This window comes from Halopseudomonas salina, assembly GCF_008641105.1.
This window is the reverse complement of the sequence record NZ_VTTI01000031.1, coordinates 1-1,533: the sequence shown is the minus strand read 5'-3', so window position 1 is coordinate 1,533 and position 1,533 is coordinate 1. Positions and strand designations below refer to the sequence as shown.

General features: G+C 47.3%; 1 protein-coding gene. It reads right to left on the bottom strand.

From position 1 onward, the window contains the following. Window positions 1-553: 553 nt before the first annotated feature. Window positions 554-1,444 carry a hypothetical protein gene (locus FZF01_RS19285; RefSeq protein ID WP_150279457.1) on the bottom strand — a complete coding sequence of 297 codons (891 nt, stop codon included), beginning with the start codon at window positions 1,442-1,444 and terminating at the stop codon, window positions 554-556. Window positions 1,445-1,533 lie beyond the last annotated feature (89 nt).

Here is a 1,533-nt window from a genome sequence, read left to right as displayed (position 1 = left end):
GAAAGCAAGGAATGTCCCGATCCAAAAATGCTTAACTGTAGACTTGTTAACTACGTCCATTGTGCTCACATATAACGTGTGAACTCATGGGCCGGTTTGTAGCCGCGGAGCGGCGGAGAAGCGGTCCCATGCAGTGATTGGTTATGTGTTTTAGGTGGCATAAAAATGAAAACCAAAGCTAATAACTAAGCAAAAAATGGTTGAAACCAAAATCAGCCCTACAGCTTTTACAGGGACTTCTGCTACTGGGTGCCTATATTTCTGCAGCCGGCCAAACACAGTCGTATGAGTTCGTAATCCGTACGGTGCGAACACCATGAAATAGCCTATAGAACCTACAGCGATCGAAAATCCAAGCCATGCAAAGGCATTTGAGACGGTAACTTCGTTTATGGCATATATAATGGCCACGAAAATCGTCGAAATTAATAGTAGTGCGTAGATGGCGCTTTTCATCTGCTTTTACACATAACGTTTGACGTGAGGGGCGGCCGGAGCCGCAGGCGGAGGGAACCCAAAACGCAGCTTTGGGACGTCCCTCTCGACGGAATTGTTAGACAGCGCTGCGCTCATAAATCTCACGATCCAACACCCTATCTGCAGATAAGCCTTCGATGGCTCTGTTTTCGCTCGGCAGTGACTGAATAAATTTCACTACATCGGAAGGTGGTGTCATGTAATTCAAACTGATTGAACCATCGTTGTTCTGTGTTCCGTGCTTAAGCAAGACTGGTAGTGCCTTATCCCATTCGACGAATGTTGTATCTTCTTTCTTGCGGAAGAACTTTGTAGGTGCTAGTTCTTTGCGGGGAACGCAAAGGTAATCGACGCGTGTGACGACCACGGAAATGCCATCGGGCCATACAGCAGCTGTTACGGGTGATCCACTCAAGTTCAAAAACATGATGCGGGGAACGAATTTTGACTCCCCAACACGTGCCTGCACTTGAGAGCGCGACCAGTTCCACCTCCATGCGTTCTGAAGTTGTTCAGCGGGAAGGTGAGAAACACCGCTTCGGTTGTTTTCATCTTTCAGGAAGGATGCGTATCCGAATTCGTTTCCGAAATTCCATCCAGACAAGAGCTTTTCTGCCTTGTATTCACCTTCGCCCATGCCTTTCATTTGCGGGTCAGAGACGAGAAAATCGAAGTGTTTGACGAACGCAGTTACCTCGGGTTCTGCTTCAAAGATGAAGTAACTTGGCCGTAGGTAGTTAATATTTAGCGCGACAGGAAAATGCTCAAGTGGCTCATCGTCATCGTAATCTTCTTCGCTCCGCTGCTCTGTTTGAAGCTCAAATACGAAATAGACCCCAGTATCCTCATTGCCGTACCACGCCTGGGCACCCTCACATTTGTAGTTTGGCCGATCACGGAAGTAGGAGTGAAAGAGTTCATCACTGAAGGAATCGTTTCGAGGTTTGAAGTATAGGTCGTAACTCATATAGGTAATCTCTAACGCAGAGCTTTGCGGCAATTTTGTAGCCGCGAAGCGGTGAAGAAATTGTCCGACAAGAGCGACTTGTTAAGCCT